Annotated in this window: 15 protein-coding genes; 3 read left to right on the top strand and 12 right to left on the bottom strand. The window is 55.4% G+C overall.

The features are described from left to right. The first annotated feature begins 160 nt into the window (after positions 1-160). On the top strand, positions 161-2,836 hold the full coding sequence (locus tag C7436_RS06325; protein ID WP_121207113.1) for a LuxR C-terminal-related transcriptional regulator: 2,676 nt from the start codon (positions 161-163) through the stop codon (positions 2,834-2,836). Between the two features lie 26 nt (positions 2,837-2,862). Here C7436_RS06325 and C7436_RS06320 read toward each other — a convergent pair whose 3' ends face one another. The 12 genes from C7436_RS06320 to pilB all read right to left on the bottom strand — a co-directional run bounded on the left by C7436_RS06320 (position 2,863) and on the right by pilB (position 16,809). Next, the gene (locus C7436_RS06320) at positions 2,863-3,762 is read right to left on the bottom strand and encodes an acyltransferase (protein WP_113880028.1); all 900 of its coding nucleotides are present in this window, start codon (positions 3,760-3,762) and stop codon (positions 2,863-2,865) included. A gap of 31 nt (positions 3,763-3,793) precedes the next feature. Further along, a complete protein-coding gene (locus C7436_RS06315; RefSeq protein WP_121207112.1) occupies positions 3,794-4,726 on the bottom strand; it encodes a glucosaminidase domain-containing protein in 933 nt (310 codons plus the stop codon). Between the two features lie 69 nt (positions 4,727-4,795). After that, on the bottom strand, positions 4,796-7,027 hold the full coding sequence (locus C7436_RS06310) for a hypothetical protein (protein WP_121207111.1): 2,232 nt from the start codon (positions 7,025-7,027) through the stop codon (positions 4,796-4,798). A 118-nt stretch (positions 7,028-7,145) separates the two neighbouring features. Then, on the bottom strand, positions 7,146-7,706 hold the full coding sequence (locus tag C7436_RS06305; protein ID WP_023009053.1) for a YfaZ family outer membrane protein: 561 nt from the start codon (positions 7,704-7,706) through the stop codon (positions 7,146-7,148). Positions 7,707-7,848: 142 nt separating this feature from the next. After that, on the bottom strand, positions 7,849-8,037 hold the full coding sequence (yacG, locus tag C7436_RS06300; protein WP_011786133.1) for a DNA gyrase inhibitor YacG: 189 nt from the start codon (positions 8,035-8,037) through the stop codon (positions 7,849-7,851). Between the two features lie 33 nt (positions 8,038-8,070). Next, positions 8,071-10,425, bottom strand: a complete 2,355-nt coding sequence (locus C7436_RS06295; RefSeq protein ID WP_121207110.1) for a hybrid sensor histidine kinase/response regulator — start codon at positions 10,423-10,425, stop codon at positions 8,071-8,073. 44 nt (positions 10,426-10,469) lie between these two features. Further along, positions 10,470-11,219, bottom strand: a complete 750-nt coding sequence (gene tsaA / locus C7436_RS06290; RefSeq protein ID WP_121207109.1) for a tRNA (N6-threonylcarbamoyladenosine(37)-N6)-methyltransferase TrmO — start codon at positions 11,217-11,219, stop codon at positions 10,470-10,472. 8 nt (positions 11,220-11,227) lie between these two features. Next, on the bottom strand, positions 11,228-12,217 hold the full coding sequence (locus tag C7436_RS06285; protein WP_121207108.1) for a hypothetical protein: 990 nt from the start codon (positions 12,215-12,217) through the stop codon (positions 11,228-11,230). Between the two features lie 88 nt (positions 12,218-12,305). Next, on the bottom strand, positions 12,306-12,923 hold the full coding sequence (coaE, locus tag C7436_RS06280) for a dephospho-CoA kinase (RefSeq protein ID WP_121207107.1): 618 nt from the start codon (positions 12,921-12,923) through the stop codon (positions 12,306-12,308). Next, the gene (locus C7436_RS06275) at positions 12,924-13,799 is read right to left on the bottom strand and encodes a prepilin peptidase (protein WP_121207106.1); all 876 of its coding nucleotides are present in this window, start codon (positions 13,797-13,799) and stop codon (positions 12,924-12,926) included. A 68-nt stretch (positions 13,800-13,867) separates the two neighbouring features. After that, entirely contained in the window at positions 13,868-15,088 is a 1,221-nt protein-coding gene (locus C7436_RS06270) for a type II secretion system F family protein (RefSeq protein WP_121207105.1), read from the bottom strand. 2 nt (positions 15,089-15,090) lie between these two features. Further along, the gene (gene pilB, locus C7436_RS06265; RefSeq protein WP_121207104.1) at positions 15,091-16,809 is read right to left on the bottom strand and encodes a type IV-A pilus assembly ATPase PilB; all 1,719 of its coding nucleotides are present in this window, start codon (positions 16,807-16,809) and stop codon (positions 15,091-15,093) included. Positions 16,810-17,205: 396 nt separating this feature from the next. Here pilB and C7436_RS06260 point away from each other — a divergent pair, with 396 nt between their 5' ends. Next, entirely contained in the window at positions 17,206-17,694 is a 489-nt protein-coding gene (locus C7436_RS06260; RefSeq protein ID WP_158595265.1) for a pilin, read from the top strand. A gap of 103 nt (positions 17,695-17,797) precedes the next feature. After that, entirely contained in the window at positions 17,798-19,300 is a 1,503-nt protein-coding gene (locus C7436_RS06255) for an O-antigen ligase family protein (RefSeq protein WP_121207102.1), read from the top strand. Positions 19,301-19,342: the final 42 nt, after the last annotated feature.

Genomic DNA, 19,342 nt, shown 5'->3' with positions numbered 1-19,342 from the left:
GTCAATTTTTTGCAGCAAGCACCTGCTTTGGTTTAACCTCTCCCTCAAGACTCATACTAAAGGCGTACCCCATGCAGGACGCCATGCCGTTTTCGGCCTAAGCAAGACTCTTATTTTCCGGTTTGGGCGTTCGTCCGGCCGGTTTCAAACGGGGCAGTGCGTGAAATCCTTTAAAGAAGGCTGTGCAGCCAACGACGAGTTCCAGACCGCGAACTCCAGTCTACAGAGCGGTGAGCTGGTGCGGGATCTTATGGAGCACCGGCTGAGGGTGCCATCTGTACCAGACGATGCCCTGGCGAGGCCGAATCTGGATCGAATGATATGCCAGGCCTTGCAAGCGGGTAGACTGCTACAGCTAGAAGCACCCGGAGGTTACGGCAAGACTCACACCCTGGTCAGTGCGCTGGCCAGTGCACCGGACGTGAATGTTCGCTGGATCTCCCTGAACGCCGGGGACAACGCTCCCTCCCGTTTTCTTTCCATACTTGCGATGGCATTGGGATTGGCAGAGGTACTGCCGCCGAATGGTGGAACCTTTGAAGACCATCTGACGATGCTTCTGGTCAATCGGGATCGGCAGGCCCGCGAGGTCAGAGAAGTACTGGTTCTGGATAATGTCCATCATCTTACCAACCCGGCGGTCAGCGGCTTATTGCACCAGTTGGTTACCCATCTGCCTTCGGGTCTTTCAGTTGCTATGGCTTCTCGGCTTCCGGTGCCATTTGAGAGCCACACACTGGAATTGAATGGCAACTACACCAGGCTGGGGCCAGATCTCCTGGAGTTTTCACGGTCTGAAACCTTTGAGTTTTTTGCGAAAGCACGCTCCGACAGCCTGATTACCAGCGTCGCGATTGATCATTTATTCGGGCTGACTGAAGGTTGGCCAACGCCACTGGCACTGTATCGGCGGGAGCTGAAACAGGGCGGGGAGCGTAGGGCCCTGCATGAAACCCCTTCGGTAGAGCGGTTCCTGAAAGACTGTATTGCGGCCCAGCTGGGGCCCGCTCAGTTGAAATCAATGCGGGCAATTGCCGAGCTGGACAGCTGTTCGGATGAGTTGTTTTTCGCTATTGAGCCTTCCGTGTCAGAGTCGGGGATGCCACCGTCTGAGGCCGCTGACCGCGGGCTGCCCTTGAAGCCGGTCCCTGGCCGGGGCCGGTGGTATCGCCTGAATCCATTGTTACAGGCCTGGCTGCAAACCCCGGTGATGGGGGGGTACATCACCCGAATGTTGATGGCCAGCCGATGGTTCGAGCAGCGCCAGCAGTTCCCGGAAGCATTAAAGTATGCGGTCCTGGCCGGCGATAGCGATGAGGTTGTGCGCATTGCCTCCGAGAGTACCGAGGCGCTGTTGCTGGGCCAGGATACTGCCTCTTTGTTGAGCTTGAGAAAAAACCTGCCTGCAGAATTGCTGGAGCGAAGCGCCCGGCTGCGTATTGTTTACGGCTGGGTACATGCCATTGGTGGTCAGTTCCAGCAGGCAAAGCAACTTCTTGATGGCTTCAACGACCGGGACCGGAAAGAGCATGAGGGCCGCATCTACGCTTTGAAGGCGTTTATATTGCGCGGTGAGGGCTTTGTGCAGCCCGCGTTGGCCATGGCTGACAAGGCGCTGGCGATGGGTAGTATGTCGACCCAGGCGCAGCTGGTGACTCAAATTGTTCGTTCGAGCGCGCTTTGTGCGGCCGGGTCTTTTCAGGAGGCTCGGGATGCAAATCGTGTTGCTTCCAAGCTGGCCCGCGAAGCTGGCGATTCGGGGTCCGAGGCCCTGGCGGTGTACGCCCACGCCCGCATTGAACTGGGTAAGGGGGCACTGCGCCACGCGGAGCAACTTTTGCGAACCGGGCTGGATACGGCCATGCAGGAGCTCAGCCGGCCGGCACGAATCGGGGAAACCCGCCTGCAACTGAATCTGGTCCTGGTGCTCTGGCATCAGGGCCGTCTGACGGAAGCCGATCGACTGCTGGTCAACTGTGCCCGTCATGCCGAACAGACCCGTGATCTCGGGTTGCTGCTCGCCATGGCGTTGAGGGTACTGATGTGTCGCGCCCAGGGCCGGATGGATGATGCCTTCGTCTGGGTGGGTCGGGCAGAGCGCACCATGCATACCTGGCAGGTGGATGAGAGCCTGTACGTACCGGTGCTGGAAGCGTTAAAAGCCAGCTGTTGGCTGGTCCAAGGCCAACACGACAGTGCGACGCAGGCGATCGCCAAACTGGAACCTTACCGTAAAGGTGGATGTGTACCAGAGCTTTTCCCGATGATGCCAGGCCTGCTGGATTGCTTGCAGGTGCGGGCTGATATGGCCAATGGCGACCTGGTGAGAGCCCGCGAACATCTGGATGCTGTCTCAGAGAAATACGAGGGCGGCATGCCTTGGGGGCTGCAGCTGCATGCGGGTTTGCTGGATGCTGTTCTGCTGGAAGCCGAGAAAGGCCTTCCTGCCGCCCGGAAGAGGCTGGAGAGCATCGTTGCCCAGGCGAGTCGGGAGCATTTTATAAGCCCCTTTGCAGAGCTTATGAAAGAGCTTGGCCCGTTGATGGACAAATGTTATCGCCATCTTGATAACGGGGACTTCACCGCAGCGCTTGGGCGGCTGTTTGGTTGTGAGCCCGTGGCAACGGCGGCAGACCCCCTGGCCGAGCCTATCAGTGATCGAGAGCAGGGCGTTCTGGAATTGATCGCCCAGGGGCTATCAAACCAGGAAATCGCCGACAAATTGCACATTTCGCTTCATACCGTGAAAACCCACGCCAGAAGGATAAACGCCAAGCTGGATGTTAAATCACGGACACAGGCAATTGTCCGGGCCCGGGAGCTGGGGCTGCTGTAATACCGCAGCCCCGCAGGGATTATTCGTTAGCTGTTCTCGGCCAACAGTGTTTCAATTCGCTGGTCTTTCTCCGCCCAGATCTCACTTACCCATCGCTGGAAGTCGACCCTGACCTCCCGGTTGTTTTCGTAATCCATCCCAAGAAAACGCTCCGGCACTTCGCGGGTGCGAATATCGATAACGATCTTGCGCACCCGTCCGCACAGGTAGTCCCAGATGCCGGGTCGACCACCGGGATACACGATAGTGACATCCAGCATGGTATGAATCATCTCGCCCATGGCACCAAACACAAAGGCCGTGCCGCCCGCTCTGGGTTTCAGCAGATGCTTATAGGGTGAGTTCTGGCGCTGGTGTTTTTCCGGGGTGAAACGGGTGCCTTCCATAAAATTGAAAATGGTCACTGGTGTGTATCGGAATTTTTCACAGGCGGCTTTTGTCGCTTCAATGTCCTTGCCCTTCAGTTCCGGGCGTTTGGCGATCTGTTCCTTGGTATGTCTGTGCATAAACGGGAAATCCAGAGCCCACCAGGCCACCCCTAATAAAGGCACCCAGATCAGCTGCTTTTTCAGGAAGAACTTCAGCAGCGGGATTTTGCTGTTCAGGACATACTGAATAGCGGGGATATCCGCCCAGCTCTGATGGTTGCAGGTGACAAAATACCAGTGCTCCTTGCTGAGTTCTTCCGCACCACGGACATCCCATTCCACCCGGTGGAGCAGATTCATCAGGGTGTTGTTGAAGCCGATCCAGTACCAGGCAATGGCATTCAGCACGATAGTGCACGCCTTACGAAATGGCAGGACTGGAACAATGAGTTTGGCCAGTGCTACCAGCAACAGTAGCGGAAGGAACAACAGGGTGTTGATCAGTATCAACAGCACCGCAAGGATGCCTTTTAGCGGCGCGGGCAAGAAATCAAGCATCGGAGAATCTCGAATCTGTCAGGTTCAGGGATTAGCCTTCAAACGGGCTCAGTTGGCCACCGGATCCACCGGGCAGGAGCGTGGTGTCCGGAATGGCGGATGCCAGCCGTTCAAACTGCGCAGGGGTCCGGTCGCCCAGCAGGGTTCTGAACTCCTCGTCGTAGAACTCCAGATTGTTGTAACGGATCATGGCGCGAATTTCTTTTATATACTCTTCACCACGCTCGGAATAGCCAAGCAGGCCTTCTGCAAGCTCCCACCCAGACAGGGGTTTCTGGGCTTTGCGATCAGCGAGTCGAATATCCCGAACCGTTTGGTAGGTGGGATGACGGTTCAGGTTCTGAATGTAGGAGCGTACGGAGTAATAAGGTGACGGGAATTTTGCCACTTCGTGATTGGCACCCTCGATTCGACTCTGCGGAACCAGCCCGCAGCCCCGGGAGAAGCACCATTGACCAAAGAGATTGTTGCCTTCGGTCGCAAACCGGGAGGTCCCCCAGGCGGATTCATTCGCCGCCTGAGCCAGGATCAGAGACGGAGGAATGACATCGAGGCGTTTCCGAAGCAGGGCGAATTGCTGGTCAGTTCCGGCCTCGGCCTCAATGCGCAGTCGATCTCCCTGGCTTGTTAGCCATGCGAGTTCATCTCTAGTCAGAGCTTCCTTTCCCTCAAGCGTGGCAAGGTATTCCCGCTCCAGCAGGATACGGGAATTGGCAAGCACTATCCTGGGATAGAGGTAAGAGAAGAACGCGACTTTCTTTTCAGTGGTGTCCTGATAGCTTGAGAAGTCCGGAAGACCCTCATTCGCCCAATTTGGAAGCGGGGGCAGAGAAGACAGGCTAACTTCGCCTTCCCCTTCTCCTGGCAGGGTGTTCTGACTTGCGGTCGGTGTGTAGATGGCACCCGCAACAGCAAACGCAAACAACGGCATCAACAGCATCAGTGCCCGGTTAACTGCAGTCATAAACCCCTCGTTACTATCGATATGGCAGGAATTATAACAGGTTATACGGGACTGTCCGCGGTTCAGGTTTTAAGGCGCAGAGGATTCCTCAACAAGCGTTGCGAGCAATAGCCCGGTTTTCATTTCCGGGCCGGTATCGTCGCTGATAACCAGGAAGACCTGGTTGCCGGCCGCGGTATAGAAGCCGCGCATCTCGTATTCTCCGGCGCTGGTAATCGAAATGCCCCCTTCCAATGTTGTTGTGAAGCTGCCATTAAATTGCATCGGCAGTTCTTCAGGGGCCACCACCTCGTTGTCTTCGATAAGGTGGTTCACCATCATGGTTGTGCCCTCGAAGCTGGCAGAACTGTTCGCCAGGGTCAGCTGTGCATTGTTCACGTGGTAGAGCCGGTTTTGCTCCTGGGTCACGCCAACGATGGCGCCCTGTAACCGATAGGTGCCTTCTGTCAGTGCTCCGTCTGTGAGCGTTTTTCCTGCCACCAGGAGGCCACTGCCCAACGTGCCATCATTGAGGTTAAAGGCCATCAGATCCTGATTTGGGGTTGCCGCTCCCAGGCCCATGTCGGGGATGCCAAAGTTGGGGTCGTTGAAGTTGGTTCGTTCGTCGATCTCGTTGCGGAACAACCCCAGCCGCCCCATATAAATATCGCCCGAGCTCAGGCGGGAACGCCGGTTAATCAGATTCCAGGTGTCGTTGCCGGTATCGGGTGTGGCTACGCCACCGGAGGCGTCGCGGGCCAGGGTGAACTGATCCACATTGGCGGTGCCGTTCAGGGTCTGATCGTTCGCTGAGCCGAATACCCATTGACCATGCCCGGTTTCGAATGTCGCAGGCGCCCCATCGGCGAAGCGGGTGGCGAGGTAGGTCACGTTATAGGCCTGTCCGGCCATATCGGAGATCTGGAATGCCTCCGCACGTTGAAGGTGTAGCTCGAATACGCTCAGGTAGTGGTTTTCGAGAATGTTCCGGCGTTTGAGCTTGCCGTTATCATCTTCCAGCGCGATCGCTTTGCCGCCGGTGAAATAGTTGGTCAGTACCCGGTCTGGCCCGCTCTGGTCACTCACCGGTTCGGAAGTAAAGGCATCCAGATAGTACGGGTTTCTGGTCCAGCCATTGATCAGGCTGCTGTTTCGTTTGGTGATGGTTTGGTACAGGGCTCTTCCCGCCAGCAAGCGGGCCGGTGTTTCGGTGGTCAGTGTGGCAGCGCCCGGGGCGCTGGAATGGCTGTTTCGTTCCCAGGTTTCGGTCCCGCGCTCAAAAAAGAGCTGCTCTGGAATACCGGAATTATTCCGCTCGAAAAAACCGTGAATCTGCGTTTGGCGGTCGTAAGGTATGTCCGTGGCCAGAGACGTGATATTCAGGTTGAAGGCATCGAACGACGTGAGCGTCAGTGCGGGATACAAAAAGGCGCGGTTATCCTCGGTCAGCCGTTCTACCTGAGCCATGCGTACGCCCCACTGGCCGGCTCCCGCTACATTGGATTCGCGAAACGTCTGGCCCAACTCCAGGCCGAAAAACACGGAGTTGTAATCCGCCGCACTGGCGGAAATCCGGTCTGAGGATGCCTGGCCGAGCAGCGCGTAGTCCGCCATATCTGCTACATAGCTGGCAAAATCAGCCCTGTCAGCCAGGGTAGAGGTCGCTTGGGTAACGTTAGCGTTCTCCGGAATATCGATCTCAAAATCGTGTACCTGGTCGGCCAGAGTTCCCCATACATACTTGTTCAGGCAAGACGCGTTATCCACACAGTCCAACACGGTCTGAAAATCATAGGTGGAGTACCGGCGCCAGAGCACCTCGGTAACCAGGTAATGGGAAAAGGGGTTCACCTTTATATCCCGGTCGGCGTCTGCTGCCAGAGCGGTCATCGTGGCGGTGCCATATCGGGCCTCAATAATCACATCCGGACCAACGGGAACGCCATTGTCAAAGGTCAGAATAAAGTGGCCGTCAGTTCCTTTTTCGGTGGAATAGCGCACATCATCAAATTTTTGTGCGCTGTTGTTGGTGCGGTACACACGGACCTGGTCGGGAACCACAATACGAAGGTTTCGCCGTGTTTGCTCACCCTCAGGTGCCAGATTAACGGGTAGTTCCATGGTAACCCGTACCTGATTTGGCTTCAGGCCCCGGGCGTTGCTGGAATCCCCGGTACTGCCGGAACTGAAATCATCCAGCGCGTTCTGAGTGTTGCCAAACCGGTTGGGAATGTCTTTGGCGCCGTCAATCGCACTATCTCCGCCCCCACAGGCGGAAAGCAACAGGGAAGTAGCCAGTATGGAAGGGATTGTCAGTCTCATGAAAGCGCAGTCCGGTTTGCAAATGTCCGGACAGACTAGCAGTAATCAGGAGGGCAGGGCGTGAATGGCTGCACGAATCGGTCACCCGGCAAGGCGCCGGGTAACCGAGGCGAAGGGGTCAGAAGAAGATCTTGATACCGGCCAACACGCCCTCATCCAGATTCACATCTGGAGAACCGGCAAAATCCAGTTCTGTATTCAGGTAACGGTAACCGGCAAACACTTCCGCATTACGGATAACACGGTAGCTGCCCCGAAGTTCTACGCTGGTCATGTCGTCGGAATCTCCGAACGACAGAATGCTTGGAGCGTAGTGCAGGCTGCCGCCAAACGACAGACCGGGCACGGTCGGAATGTTCACCGTGGCAAAACCGCCAAGGCCGATGGCACCGCCATCAACATCGTCGTCATCCCAGCCGACGCCACGCATGCCGATGCCGGCAGTTGTTGGCAGATTCCCAAGGGCGGTGCGGCCCTGGGCATGAAAATCGGCGTTGATAATGTGGCGACTACCTTCATGGTAGGTGTATCCAGCACCCATTTGCAGCTCTTCCTGGCTGCCGAAGAAGTTAACCTGACCCTTGACCGAATCGTTGGTCAGACTCAGATCCAGGTCACTGGCCAGAACCGGAGCGGCGGCAAGAGAAAGTGCCAGTGCTGAGATGCGGGTAATCTTCATGTGTACACCTTTATTGCTGTCGTTATGAGAGCGTGGCCGGCGCAACTGCCGGTATATGCGATAGTTTCAACGTCAACGGATGTTAAACATCTGCCGGGTGGTTAACAACTTAAAAGCCCGTAAGTGGCTCGCAACCAACACGTTAGTGACGGGTAACCTCGCCGCCCTGGTCGAGATCATCGGGAGAGGCGTTTTCGGCCGGCACCCGATACTCCTCATTGGCCCAGGCACCCAAATCGATCAGTTTGCAGCGCTCAGAGCAGAAGGGGCGCCAGGGGTTGGTCTCGCTCCATTCCACGGATTTCTTACAGGTGGGACACTCTACATTCATGGCATGATTCCGGGCAGGTGACTTGCGGCTTCATCAGGATGTTGCAGAAGCCTGACAATATTGTTCCAGCACTGCCCGTAGCATTTCAAGGTTGACAGGTTTAGCCACAAAGGAATCCATGCCCGCTTCGCGGCAACGTTCCTCGTCTTCTTCCATGGCGCTGGCCGTCAGTGCCACAACCGGTACCCGGCTGCGACCATGGTTGGTTTCCCAGGCCCGGAGCTGGCGTGTCGCTTCGTAGCCGTCCATCCGGGGCATAACGCAGTCCATGAAAACCACATCAAACTGGTGCCATTGCCACAAAGAGGATGCGGCCTGCCCGTCGTTTGCCGTCATGACTTCGCAGCCCAGTTTTTCCAGCAATCGCCGGGTAAGGGTGCGGTTTACGGGATTGTCTTCCACCAGCAGCACCCGCATCCGACCGCAAGGGATTTCCCGCTGGCGACTTCCGGCATCCGCCATGGTCTTCAGAGAAAAGCGGGTAAGAAACCGGCGTTCCTGTTGAGTGTCATGGGTAAACAGCTGGTTCAGGATCGGAATCAGGTAGGATTCCCGGAGAGACTTGCTCAAGAAGGCATCAGCACCGGCCTGGCGAAAATGCTCGGCGTCCCCTCGCTGGGGGTTGGAGGACAGGATCAGAAGCCTCATTTCGGCCCATTGCGGGTTGCTCCGTACCTGGCGGCACAGTAAATCCGCATCCATGTCGGGCACGAAGCCGTCCAGAATTGTAGCGTCGTAGGGTATGCCTGCATCAAAGGCTTGTCGCAGGGCGGTCAGTGCTTCCCCGGCTGACCGCACGGCATCAATGTGAACATCGTAGCGGGATAGCATCTCCAGTGTAATCTTGCGTGACAGCTCGTAGGAATCAACGACCAGTACCCGCCGGCCCTGCACCTGCCGAGAATCCGGCCGCACCTTGGCAGAGCCATCGGTCGCCTCCTGGAGTGACAGTTCCACCCAGAAAGTCGAGCCCTCACCCGGGCGACTCTCCAGATCCATCGAGCCGCCCATCAGATCGACCAGTTGACGGCAGATGGTGAGCCCGAGCCCCGCACCAGGTAACTGACGCTGGAAGCGTTGACCAAGTTGAACATAGGGCTCGTATACCAGAGGTATATCCTCTGGATTTATACCAACCCCGGTATCCTCAACCGCCAACCGAAGGCGCACTTTGCCCTCTTTTCTGCCAAGAACCTCAATGCTGATCAGCACGTGGCCGGAATCTGTGAATTTAATGGCATTGGATAACAGGTTCAGCAACACCTGGCGAATACGTACCGGGTCTCCCGTCAGCGCCCAGGGCAGGTTTTCATCCACCCGTACTTCCAGGGCCAGACCTTTTTCCCGGGCCCGGGAGCCAAGCATGTGAATCAGATCGTTCAGGGTTTCCCGCAGGTCAAAAGGAATAGCTTCAAGCTCCAGCTTGCCGGCTTCCATGCTGGAGATATCCAGCAGGTCATTGATGATGGAAGACAGGCTTTCCGAGGCATTGAGCAGGGTATTCACATACTCCCGTTGCTCCTGGTCCAGAGGCGTGTCGGTCAGCAAATTGGCGTAACCGAGGACAGACTGAAGCGGAATACGCAGCTCGTGGCTGACATTGGCCAGGAACTGATTCTTGGCGTGATTGGCCCGGATGGCTTCGTCCCGTTCGCCCTGAGTCTGGATGGTGGTCTGCCTTAATGAGCGGGTGTCCTCGAGAATCTGCAACCGCATTTTATTCAGTGCCTGTTCCAGTTCTGAAAGCTCATCGGGCCGGGAAGGGTTGCGCCGGCGCAGCTTGAGAGGTTCAACAAGCGCATCCAGATTCAGCTTGGCCGCATAGTCCGCCATGGTTTCCAGGTGGCGGGACAGTGCTACCCGTACAATCAACAGCAATCCCAATGTGCCCAGCATCACCACAATGGACTGGAACAGGAGATTCAGCAGGGCGCGATCGAGGATGTCCTGGTATACCTGTTCAATAGACGAAACAATGGTCAGTTCCCCCACTCGTTGCGGACGGTCAAAACTGGAACGGTTGAATTCAAGGGGGAATGTCTGGGTAATTACCCGGCCTTCAGGGTAGGAGCCGGTACTGAATTCTTCGCCGGTGGTCGTGATTACCCGTGCATAGCCAATAAAAGGCATGGAACGCATGTCGTCCAGGCTATTGGCTACTTCGCTGAAATTCATCACCCACAGGTTGGTGCTCATGCCGCCAGCGATAAGTTCAGCGGCGCGCTCCTGACTGCTCTGCAATTCCGATTTCTGGCGTTCGAATTCGCCAATCATCTGAACACCCGTTGCCACCAGTGACAATATCAGGCTGTACAGCAGCACCCACCCAAGCAATCGCAGTGCCAGTGGGCGCAAACCCAAACGCTTGAAGAACTGGTTTGAAGGCAAGGCACAAGTTCCCTGTGTCGACTACAAAATCACCAAGGTGCATCTTAACAGACGGATATCACTTCCACACGCATGATTGAATCTTCGTTCACAAATCGAAACCGAACATTCTTGTCGAACAGGTTGGCTCCATAGATTCGTTGTTCATCCCGTCCTCGGCGGAATGACGGGCGCGGGTCGTAACTGACGACGTCCTCAATCAGGGCGCGGAAATCCGGATAGTCGGCCTCCGGAAGCTGGCTTAGCTGGTCAGAGGCTTCCGGTGCAAAGGTCACCTCCAATCTGTCGGTCGGCGCGCTGTCTGCCCAGCCCAGTGATGCTTCCGGGACAGAATCCGAAAACGGCAGGTAGGGCTTGATGTCGAGAATCGGTGTGCCTTCAATCAGGTCGTGATTACTGATCTTCAGGACCAGTTCGCCATTTTTGCGTGTGAGCCCTTCGTTCCTGACGACGGAAAGGCCGAGACTGTTCGGGCGAAAAGGCGAACGGCTGGCAAACACACCGATTTTTTTGTTACCCCCAAGCCTCGGGGGCCGAACCACCGGGCGCCATTCGGCGCGAACGGCTTCATGAAACTGGAAGGTAAGCCAGATATGGCTCGCTGACTCAAGGCCCCGGAAAGCGTCTTCACGATCAAAGGGACTTTGTATAACCAGTTCCGCGTGGGCATGGCGGGTAAGGCCGGGTTGCCGGGGAACGCCGAACTTGTCCTGAAAGCAGGAGCGAGTGATGGCAATCGGTGTGAGTGTCAGAGCTTCCTCGGCGGGCCGGCTTTTATGCAGTGGTCTGCTCATTTCTGATGTCACTCCCGGTCAATGGTGCCTGCAAAGTACATTTCGATTCGGAATACGATAGAGGCCTGGTCGTCAAACCCGTCATCGCGCCGATACTCCAGGGCCGGAATCAGCTCCGCGAACAGCCAATTGTCATACACCCGGTAGCGCCATGTGATATCTGTAAAGTAGCTTGTGGTGCGCCAGGTTGGCTGGCTCTCGCCAAGCACGCCAATACGAGGGGTGATCACCGACCGGGTATTCAGACGTTTCTGCACGCTGTGAACATGGGCCCCGACAAATTCGCGGTCAGAATGAATCCATTCCAGCTCGGATGAGTTGTAGTAATGCCAGCCGTTACCCAGTGAGCGGTTTAAACCAACCCAACTGCGGGCCCCCCAGCCTTCGGTATGATAATAGTAAAAACGTTGCTGGGCATTGAGTGCCCAATCGTTGTCGATTTTCCAGCCCTTGCGCGCTTTCATACGCCAGAAGAGTTCGGGTGGCAGCCTCAGTCGGCCACCAATATCGGTCGAGAGGTTGATGGCATCACCGACATCGGTCAGAAATCTCAGGGCGCCGGTTGTTTCAGTGTCGGTTCGCTCTGGCTCTGTCAGTTGCCTGTCCCGCTCACGCTCCGCCAGTGGGATCAGTTCCTCGCTTTCACTCTCTACTACCAGTCGCAGTTTCTCCTCAGCGGTGGGTACATCAAGACGAAAACGCACCTCCGGTTCGAACTGGGCCAGGTCGCTGTACTCTGATTCTGCTGCAAACCCCAATCTCAGGTAGCTTTCGTTATTTGGCAGCGCCTGGGAAGAGCCGGACAGTGTTCGATCCGCCCATGCACCCAGGGACTGCACTGTTGGGCCATGCTGACGTTCCTGCCGAATAACCCAGTCGCTGACTCCCAGCCACCAAGAATCCCTGGGCTCTGCCCAGAACTCATCGGGTTCGAAGGTATAGAACGAGATCGGCAGGCGCTCCGGCGCCAGAAGGGCGGGCACCGAGATGTCACGCATGGTGATGACCGGTTCTGCCGCTTTTGTGGAGGAACAAGCGAGGAGACCGGTGACAAGTGCAGTAAGAATAAGTGCGGGGCGGATCAGACTATGCTCCTTGGCTGAAATCCGCCAGAAAACGTTGGTGCAGAGCGCGTACTGAAGTTTCCACACGCTCCAGCGGCTGGGCATTGTCGATAATCGCATCGGATTTTTCGCGGCGCGCGGCTCTGGACATTTGGGCAGCGAGTATCCGCTCCACCTGTTCGCGGCTATTCCTGTCTCTCGTCATGGTGCGATTAATCTGAGTTTCTTCCGGTACATCCACCACAACAATCCGCTCCACCAGTTCGTGCTGGTTGGTCTCCAGAAGCAGGGGAGAGACCAGCATCACGTAGGGCAGATTGTAATCCTCGGGTGATAACTGGCGGATCAGTTCCTGGCGGATGATGGGGTGCAACAATCCCTCCAGCCAGCGTCGTTGTTCAGGGTCCTCAAACACTTTTTGGCGCAGGGCAGCACGATCCAGTTCGCCGTTATCCTGAAGAATACTTTCGCCGAAGTGATCAGCGATGGCTCTGAGGGCTTGTGTGCCTGGTTCTACGACCTGTCGGGCGACATCGTCAGCGTCCACCCAATGCACGCCAAGAGCGCCAAACATGCGGGCAACTGTGGATTTTCCGGAGCCAATACCTCCGGTGAGGCCGATAACCGAATAGCGGGACATTCAGACTCCTAGGTACCCGAACCATATGGCCTGGATTTCAGTCCCAAACCACAACGAGAGTAAGCCTGCAGCGGCCAGGTAAGGGCCGAAAGGAATCGGCACTTCACGCCCGTGTTTGCGGAATACCATCAGACTGATGCCCACAATCGCGCCCACCAGAGAGGAGAGCAGAATCACCGCAGGCAGCAGTTGCCAGCCCAGCCAGGCCCCCAGCGCCGCTAACAGCTTGAAGTCCCCGTGCCCCATGCCTTCTTTGCCGGTGGCCAGCTTGAACAACCAGTACACGCTCCAGAGCGAGAGGTAACCTGCCACGGCGCCCCAGAAAGCACTGCCAAAATCCGTCAGCACACCAAAGTAGTTAAGCACCAGGCCAAGCCACATCAGGGGCAGGGTGATGCCGTCTGGCAGGAGTTGTGTGTCGAAATCGATCATGGTCAGCGCCACCAGAGCCCAGACCATCAGCAGTGCCCAGAGCGCGGTCTCAGATGGCCCCAGCAGATAAACCGTTACGACGGAAAAACCCGCAGTCAGTGCTTCAACGATGGGGTAACGCGGGGAAATACGTGTTTTGCACGAAGAGCATTGGCCACCAAGCATTAGCCAGCTGATGACCGGAATGTTCTCCCAGGCACGAATTTTGTGGCCGCAGGACGGGCAGGTGGAGGCCGGCTTTGAAAGCGTTATCCGCTCATCTGACTTGCGGTCGCCCTCCGGCACTTCCAGAAACTCCTCGCACTGGCAGCGCCATTCCTGCTTCATCATTTTGGGCAGGCGAAGGATGACAACGTTCAGAAAACTACCGACGCAGAGAGAGACAAAAATGACGACCAGATAGAGAAGCCAGGGAGTGGACAGGATGGTTTCTAGGGGGAGCATTCAGAGACTCTGGTTTATCGTTTTTTTGCCCCCCTCTCCCTGCAGGAGAGGGGGGATGCCGGTGGAAATCAGCCGACGACCTGGCCCATCTGGAAGATGGGGAGGTACATCGCGACGATGAGACCGCCAACCAACACGCCGAGAACCGACATGATCATGGGTTCCATCAAGGCGGTGAGGTTGTCCACCATATCGTCAACAACGGCTTCGTAATGCTCCGCAACCTTGCCAAGCATTTCGTCCAGGTTACCGGACTCTTCGCCGATGGCTGTCAGCTGAACGGCCATAACGGGGAAGACGTCTTGCTGTCGCATTGATGCCTGGAGTTGGGTGCCGCTTGAAACATCATTTTTGATGCGCATAACTGCATCGCGATATACCGCATTGCCCGTCGCACCGGCTACCGAATCCAGCGCATCAACAAGGGGGACACCTGCAGCAAACGTAGTGGAAAGCACCCGGCCAAACTTCGCGACGGCGGATTTATCGAGAATTTCACCCACAATGGGCAACTTGAGTGTGTACTTGTCGACAAAATCTGAAAACTTTGGCGAGCGGCGTTTTGCCTCTTTAAACGTAAAGATAACGCCTACTATCCCAAGCAAGACCACAAACCACCAGGATTGCATCCACTCCGAAAGCCGAACCACCATTTGTGTAAATACCGGTAGCTCGGCGCCAAAACCCTGGAACAGGCTTTCGAATTGGGGTACGACTTTTACCAGTAGAATGGCAGTTACGATGATCGCAACTACAACAACAGCAATGGGGTAGGTCATTGCTTTTTTAACTTTCTTTTTGAGCAGCTCGGTTTTTTCAAGGTACGTAGCTATTCGGTCAAGCATCTGCTCCAGCGCACCTGCTTTCTCGCCGGACTCGACCAAGTTGCAGTAGAGATCGTCAAAGTGTCTTGGGTGTTTGCGCAGCGCAGAAGCGAAACCCGTACCAGACGAAATGTCGTTGCGAATGCTCATCACCAGTTCTTGCAGACCCTTGTTCTCAAGGCCGTCGGCAACGATGTCGAAGCTCTGAACCAGAGGAACGCCAGCTTTCATCATCGTTGCGAGCTGGCGGGTCAGCATCGCAATGTCGAACGGTGTGATTTTCTTTTTGCCACCAAAGAGTGGTTTGGGCTTTTTCTTGACCTTGTCCGGAATAATGCCCTGCTTTCTCAACTGGGCCTTAACCAGGGCCAGGTTAGATCCGGTCAGTTCGCCCTTGGCTTTATTGCCTTTGCGGTCTTTGCCTTCCCAAACATACGATTCCAGCTTCTGCGCTTTTTCTGCCATGCTTAATCCTTCGTCACGCGATTGGCTTCCTCAAGGCTGGTCACTCCCTGAATCACCTTCATAAGAGCCGACTGCCTGAGATTTCGGAAGCCTTCTGCCTGAGCCTGCTTTGCAATTTTAATGGAGCTGGCTTCTTCCATAATCATGTTTGCCAGTTCATCGGTAATGCGGACCACCTCGTAAATACCAACGCGGCCCTTATATCCACCATTGCATTTATCACAGCCCTTGGGGCGGTACAACGTGAAGCCTGTATCAATTTGTTCTTGTGTGAACCCTTCCTTCAAAAGCACGTCCTGAGGGACGTCTGAGGGTTGTTTGCAGGCGCTGCACAGTCTTCGGCCAAGTCGTTGGGCGATGATCAGGCTAACCGACGTCGCGATGTTAAAGGCAGGCACGCCCATGTTCATCATTCGAGTGAGCGTCTCGGCGGCGCTGTTGGTGTGCAGTGTAGATAGAACCAGGTGACCGGTCTGTGCGGCTTTGATGGCGATGTTTGCAGTTTCAAGGTCCCGGATCTCACCCACCATGATGACGTCCGGATCCTGACGTAGAAATGCCCGCAAGGCCTCGGCAAATCCAAGGCCGACCTTGGTGTTGACGTTTACCTGGTTGATACCTTCAAGGTTGATCTCCGCCGGATCCTCGGCCGTCGATATATTTCGCTCGGTGGTGTTCAGAATATTGAGGCCGGTATAGAGTGATACGGTCTTACCAGACCCTGTCGGGCCAGTTACCAGGATCATGCCCTGAGGCTGTTCGAGCGCTTCAAGGTACATCTCCTTCTGGTCTTCTTCGTAGCCCAGTACGTCAATCCCGAGCTGGGCCTGGCTGGGATCCAGAATACGCAGAACAATCTTCTCTCCCCACAGGGTCGGGAGGGTGTTCACCCGGAAGTCGATGGCTTTGGTTTTCGACAGCTTAAGCTTTATCCTGCCGTCTTGGGGAACTCGGCGCTCAGAAATATCCAGTTGCGCCATGATCTTCACCCGCGCTGAAATCTTCGGTGCCAGCTTGATAGAAGGGCGGGACACTTCTTTAAGAATGCCGTCTGTGCGGTATCGAACCCGGTACGCTTTTTCATAAGGCTCGAAGTGAATATCGGAGGCGCCACCACGGATAGCGTCCAGCAGCATTTTGTTCACATACTTAACGATCGGGGCATCGTCAACTTCGGTTGTCGATACGGAACCGTCGTCATCTTCGTGATCGCCGCCTTCCGTCTCGACTCCCTCAAGGTCTGCATCTTCCAGGTCGCCCATGGTGGAATCATGGGATTCAAGATAGCGATCAATGGCAGCCCTTAGTTTGGCGTCGTCTACGAGGATGGCATCGGTGCTCAGGCCGGTGTTGAACTTGATCTCGTCCAGGGCCTGAATGTTCGTGGGATCCGACACCGCAATGAACAGGCGATTCCCGCGTTTGTAGAGCGGCAAGGCGTTGTGTTTGCGGAGTAGTTTTTCGTCGACAACCTTCTCAGGCATCATCTCAGGCAGAAACGAATCAAGATCCATTACGGAAACGCCAAATTCCATCGCCGCTGAGAAGGCGAGCTTGGAACTGTCAGCCAGCTGATTCTGTGTCAGATAGGTGATCAGTGGAATGCGGTTCTGGGAGGCCTGGAGAAATGCGTCCTTTGCTGTTTCTTCATCCAGCAGGCCGTCGTCTACGAAGCGGCGTGCAAGTCCTGTCAGTGTCACGTTTCTGTTATTGGTCGCCATAAATGCTCTGAGAAGAATCGTCTAAGTGACTGAATGTCGTATTCATCGATGGAGAGTTTAGATGTACCGGAATGGTTTGGAAAGGTTCCGTCAGAAGAGTAGGCGCAACAGGGGGGAGGACATGTAGTAATAGGGTGCGTGTCTAGAATTTGCTTTCGGGTGACAAAAAACGTCACACCTGGACTGAGCGCGGCGCACCTGCGAGTGCGTGACCTGGTTCACATAAGCTCATAACACGCTGAGCGAGAGTGACTTTTTTGCATTATATGACAATTGGCACGCCGTATGCTTTTCCAGAATCAGCTCAAAGCGGATGCGGGGCCTTGCTCCACAGCCCCCGGAGCTGTAACACGCAAAACGACAACTCTAGAGGTCGATAACATGCAAGAAATCAAAATGAATCACGCTCAGAAGGGTTTTACCCTGATCGAACTGATGATCGTTGTAGCGATCATCGGTATCCTGGCAGCTGTTGCTATTCCCCAGTACCAGGACTACACCGCTCGTACCCAGGTTTCTCGTGTAGTTGGTGAAGTAAATGCTCTGAAATCCAACGCTGAGAGCATCTTCAACAACGGTGGCCAGATTGGCAATGAAGACGACCTGACAACCAACCCTCGCACTATCGGTATTGGCTGGACTGGTTCCAACCTGGTTGTTGGTGCAAACACTGGTCCGAACTTCGGTCTGAACATTGTTGATGGCGCTCTGGCAACTATGTCCTGGAACGTTGAAATGGGCACTGACGCTTCTGCAGCGGTTCGTGGTGCCACCATCACTGTGTCCCGCACTGCTAACGGCGCGTACACTTGCGAAATCACTCCTCCGACCACCAACAACGGTTGGAAAGACAGCTACGCACCTGCAGGTTGCCCGGCTTCCTAATGCGAAAATCGCATAGCTGAGACGCCGCGACGATCAACAGTTGTCAACGCGGTAGACTGAAAGCCCAAAGCAGACGCTTTGGGCTTTTTTGTTGGGAGGCCAGATGATATTGAAAACAAGCCGGGTGGGGATAGCCACCGCAGCTTCCTTCGTCGCGATCACCTTACTGGCGGTTCTTTTTGCGGATTTTCTACCAACCTCGGCAGGGTCCTACGCGGACCAGAGATTTCTTTTGGTGGCCTGGCTGGGGGGCATTACGGTTGTCTCTACCTATTTTTTGATCTCAAGAGGTGTCTTGTCCAGGCGAGCCGTTGTGCAGGCCTTGCCGTTTATTTTGCTTGTTGTTGGGTTTCCAGTGCTTTCGCTGGCATATATCCGACAGCCCTACGCCTATGTCGAGCCAGGCCTATATTCATTCTATTTTGCCGCCGTCATTCTGGGCGGTATCGCTCTGGCCAAATCAGATATCACCATGAAGTGCCTTGAGGTACTTGTCGTTATAACGGCTGCTGCCTGTTTTCTCTACGGCGCAATGTCGCTGAATGTTTACCTGTTTGCCCTGGAGGGCGGTCATTCCGAGCTCTCTGATCTGATTCCCTGGGGGTTTGTCAATATTCGCTATTGGAGCCATGTGGCGACGTGGCTTCTTCCTGTCTTGCCCTTAGCTGTGTTGATGGGGCCTTTTGCAAATCATCGGCTTTGGCGAGTGCTTGTTGCCGTTGGTGCGGGGCTATGGTGGTGGATTGTCTTCCTGTCGGCATCTCGTGGATCTGTGCTGGGTGTGGCCGTGGGTGTCGTTGTCGCGAGCGTAATCATTGGTCGCCAGTGTTGGCCATGGTTGAAGCAATTCCTGGCCTACCTTGTGCTTGGTGGCTTCTTTTGGTTTGTCTTGTCGCTGCTTGTGCCAATTCTGGTTTTCGGGGAGCTGGAATTGCGTACCATTAGTCAGGGGAGCTCGGGCAGAGCGCCGTTGTTTATCGAAGCGTGGGAGATGAGCCTCCAGAGGTTTCCTCTCGGAATGGGCCCCCAGTCATGGTTAACCCACGATTTATTGACGACGTCTTATGCTGAGAGTAACAAGTTTGGGCACCCACACAACATGTACCTCATGTGGGCGGCTGAGTATGGGTGGCTGCTTGTTCTGACATTGCTCTGGGTGGCTTTTCAGGTTGCTTCGTTTCTCTATGCTCGCTGCAAAGTCATAAAGGTGAGTGAGAGTTCAACCGAGGCGATTGTTCTTGCGGCTCTGTTGGCTTCTATTGTCGGGGCCTTAATTCATGCGGGCGTATCAGCGGTATTTATCGCGCCAGGCTCGATGCTAGTGGGGCTGTTGATTCTGCCCGTTTTCTTTGGGTTTATCGTTCCGAATATCCTTAAGGGGGAGAGATGTAAGAACAATGCCTCGCGCCCCGTGAGAAAAGCTCTTCAGGGGGCCGTAATCGCCACGCTTGTCTTTTTGCTCTGGGGCGCCTGGGGGGGTGAAGTGAGGAAGTATTATCTCGATATGAGAGAGGACGAGTCCTATTATTACCAAGTCTTGAGGGAGCGAGCTCTTCCCCGATTCTGGTTGCATGGCTATTTCCCGCGCAATGACATGGGAAGTTGAAATTGTCGCCCTGTGGAGTTGACGCTGATGGCCTGTTTTTTG

It is taken from the genome of Marinobacter nauticus, from assembly GCF_003634635.1.
Lineage (GTDB): Bacteria > Pseudomonadota > Gammaproteobacteria > Pseudomonadales > Oleiphilaceae > Marinobacter > Marinobacter nauticus.
Note: the sequence above shows the minus strand (reverse complement) of the source record. Positions and strands in the feature narration are given on the sequence as shown.

Bases quoted from the DNA above. Each gene is read 5' to 3' on its own strand.
- tsaA (WP_121207109.1), bottom strand. From the start codon at position 11,219: ATGAGCAGACCACTGCATAAAAGCCGGCCCGCCGAGGAAGCTCTGACA.
- C7436_RS06285 (WP_121207108.1), bottom strand. From the start codon at position 12,217: ATGCGTGACATCTCGGTGCCCGCCCTTCTGGCGCCGGAGCGCCTGCCG.
- yacG (WP_011786133.1), bottom strand. From the start codon at position 8,037: ATGAATGTAGAGTGTCCCACCTGTAAGAAATCCGTGGAATGGAGCGAG.
- coaE (WP_121207107.1), bottom strand. From the start codon at position 12,923: ATGTCCCGCTATTCGGTTATCGGCCTCACCGGAGGTATTGGCTCCGGA.
- C7436_RS06260 (WP_158595265.1), top strand. From the start codon at position 17,206: ATGAATCACGCTCAGAAGGGTTTTACCCTGATCGAACTGATGATCGTT.
- C7436_RS06305 (WP_023009053.1), bottom strand. From the start codon at position 7,706: ATGAAGATTACCCGCATCTCAGCACTGGCACTTTCTCTTGCCGCCGCT.
- C7436_RS06320 (WP_113880028.1), bottom strand. From the start codon at position 3,762: ATGCTTGATTTCTTGCCCGCGCCGCTAAAAGGCATCCTTGCGGTGCTG.
- C7436_RS06255 (WP_121207102.1), top strand. From the start codon at position 17,798: ATGATATTGAAAACAAGCCGGGTGGGGATAGCCACCGCAGCTTCCTTC.
- pilB (WP_121207104.1), bottom strand. From the start codon at position 16,809: ATGGCGACCAATAACAGAAACGTGACACTGACAGGACTTGCACGCCGC.
- C7436_RS06315 (WP_121207112.1), bottom strand. From the start codon at position 4,726: ATGACTGCAGTTAACCGGGCACTGATGCTGTTGATGCCGTTGTTTGCG.
- C7436_RS06270 (WP_121207105.1), bottom strand. From the start codon at position 15,088: ATGGCAGAAAAAGCGCAGAAGCTGGAATCGTATGTTTGGGAAGGCAAA.
- C7436_RS06310 (WP_121207111.1), bottom strand. From the start codon at position 7,027: ATGAGACTGACAATCCCTTCCATACTGGCTACTTCCCTGTTGCTTTCC.
- C7436_RS06275 (WP_121207106.1), bottom strand. From the start codon at position 13,799: ATGCTCCCCCTAGAAACCATCCTGTCCACTCCCTGGCTTCTCTATCTG.